Raw genomic sequence first — 2,491 nt, 5'->3', positions numbered from 1 at the left:
GGCATGGGTGCAGCGCCAGATAGCATAAATATCACTGCGGATCCCCTCCAGTTTGGCAGACCAAGGCAACTGTTCGGCCTCGGCTAAGGTTTTGGGGACAAAAGCAAAACCCAATCCGGCCCGGATACAGGCAAAAATCACTGGATAGGATTCGATTTCCAGTACGGCCCGTGGCGTGAATGGGTGTTGGGCAATCCAGTGGTCTATCAAATGGCGGTAGTGGCACTGGCGGGTAAACACATATAAATCCCGTTGATTCAGTTGTGCCGGCTCAGGCTCGGCGCCCACCAGTACCAGCTCTTCAGTAAATGCTAATTGGCTGTGCAGCAAAGGATGCTGTACTGGCCCGTCGGAGAAAATCAGATCGCGCTCTCCTTTGAGCAGCTGATACTCCAGATCCAGTGAATAACCGGGCGTGAGTTGTAACTGCACATCCGGATGCAGGTGGCGAAAGTGGGCAACCTTCTCTGGCAACCACTGGCTGAGCGCGACATCCAAGGCACCGACGTGCAAAGAGGCTCGGATCGGATGGCGGGCAAACAGCTGTCGGCCTTGTTCCTCCAGTTGCAGAGCGTGCCGGGCCTTGTCATAAAAGGCGCGGCCTTCGGGGGTCAGCAGCAGGCGGTTACGATCCCGAGTAAATAACATCACATCAAATTCACTCTCCAACTCTTTGATTTTCTTTGTAATGTTTGAAGGCACACAAAATAACCGTGCGGCGGCTGCGGTCAGACTGTCGGACTCCACGACGGCACAGAAGGCGGTGAGCTGGCGGTTGTTCATATCATCGTTCACTTTTTGGAAAAATATACTTCATTATATTTCACTTTAAGTGAAGGCGTTAATCCGTAGAATCTGCGGCGTCCCTGATACACAGTCAAACAGGAGTCATCATGCGGATTTTACATGCCATGCTGCGAGTGAAGTCGCTCGACGCATCCGTGGCCTTTTATGAAAACGTACTCGGTATGCAGGTGTTGCGTCAGAATTCGTTTGAGCAAGGGCGTTTTACCCTGACATTTATGGGCTATCAGTCCGAGTCAGAGGCGGCGGCAATTGAGCTGACCCATAACTGGGATGAACAGGGATATCATCACGGTGATTATTTTGGTCATGTGGCGGTCGAGGTAGATGACATTTATGCCATTTGCCAGCACTGTAAAGACTTAGGTTACCGTGTCACGCGTGATGCTGGCCCGATGGCACATGGACAGACGGTCATTGCGTTTGTCGCCGATCCAGATGGTCATCTGATCGAGTTAATCCAGCAGGGAACGTGGTTAAATTAAGACAGTTAACTCAAGATAACTAACTGTATTTTAATAACATATCTCAACATTTATTTTAGATTAACAACGGGAGAGAGTCATGATTACCCTGAACGTATTTTTTAATGTTAAAACAGAAAAGAAAGCGGAATTTCTGGCCGTTCTGAACAATATGGTGACCGAGTCTAACAAGGAAGACGGCTGCACCTTTTATCAATTGTGGCAGAATGCGGCGCAGGAAAATCAGTATGCGCTGATTGAATACTGGGATAGCAAAGAAGCACTGGTAGAACATCAAAAAACGCCACACTGGATTGCATTCAACGATGTTGTGAACAGCTATTTGGAGCAGGATTACCAAGAGCATCACTACAATGAGATTGCGCGTTAATCGCGCGTATGTATTGGCTCATAGAGCCATATCTATTGAGTTGTCTTAGTTGCTCATTGCTATCGGCGTCAGTCTGGCGCTGTGTCATTTTACCCCACGGGTATCGTGTTGTGGTTCCGGTTGACGCGTTGTCTACACCGGTTGGGTGACGTTTCAGGCGCTTTTCGGCCCCCCGAAGAGTGCCTGTTTTTTTATCTGCGCATACTAGAGCGCGCCATAGAAAACCGAGAAACCACAGAAACCACCGAATAGGTGTGATCAATGTAGCCGTGGCTCACACCGTCACTCATTGACACTGTGTTCTTCCTGTCTTCGATGTCATCATCTCCCGTAATTTATCTTGGCCATGTTGGGATGTGCGGTGTGAATGATGTGACTGTTATGCCAGAAGAAAATGTGCTAGCCAATAGGCCAGAGATGCAATGGAACCCTGTAAAATGGACTGCTCGCAGCAATAAAATTGTGGTGTATACCGGTACGTTGAAAAATATGCAGCATTATACCGGTACTGCGGAATTGTTCGAAAAAGGCATCCTCTTTGGCCGTGGCGAATGTCTTGACGGTGCGCGTATTGGCCCGTGGCAGTTTTTTCACCCCTGCGGCGCGTTACGCTATGAGGTAACCTTTGATTCACAAGGGCGTGAAGAAGGCGTGGAGCGCTATTTCTATCCCGATGGCCGTTTACAATCGATAGGTCAATATCGCGCTGGCCAGCCTGTTGGCGACTGGATGGAGTATGGCCAACAAGGCGGATTGACCTCGTGCAGTGAATACAGTGACAGCGGAGAGCGTCTGTGTATGTATGACTATGTGGCAGAAGATAGCCCACACC

General features: G+C 49.4%; 4 protein-coding genes. 3 read left to right on the top strand and 1 reads right to left on the bottom strand.

Annotation, left to right across the window (positions count from 1 at the left end):
- Positions 1-783: LysR family transcriptional regulator (locus tag ACRC27_RS05235; RefSeq protein ID WP_438639355.1), on the bottom strand; the 783-nt coding region annotated here is incomplete at its 3' end.
- A gap of 110 nt (positions 784-893) precedes the next feature.
- Between ACRC27_RS05235 and gloA the strand changes: the two genes are divergently transcribed.
- The 3 genes from gloA to ACRC27_RS05220 form a co-directional block, all read left to right on the top strand.
- Positions 894-1,289, top strand: coding sequence for a lactoylglutathione lyase (gene gloA / locus ACRC27_RS05230; protein ID WP_438639354.1), 396 nt, complete (start codon positions 894-896; stop codon positions 1,287-1,289).
- Between the two features lie 79 nt (positions 1,290-1,368).
- Positions 1,369-1,659, top strand: a complete 291-nt coding sequence (locus tag ACRC27_RS05225; RefSeq protein WP_438639353.1) for a putative quinol monooxygenase — start codon at positions 1,369-1,371, stop codon at positions 1,657-1,659.
- A 381-nt stretch (positions 1,660-2,040) separates the two neighbouring features.
- The coding region (locus ACRC27_RS05220; protein WP_438639352.1) for a toxin-antitoxin system YwqK family antitoxin at positions 2,041-2,491 on the top strand (451 nt) is incomplete at its 3' end.

This window comes from Plesiomonas sp. (assembly GCF_051650925.1).
Taxonomy (GTDB): domain Bacteria; phylum Pseudomonadota; class Gammaproteobacteria; order Enterobacterales; family CAMTGL01; genus Plesiomonas.
Note: the sequence above shows the minus strand (reverse complement) of the source record. Positions and strands in the feature narration are given on the sequence as shown.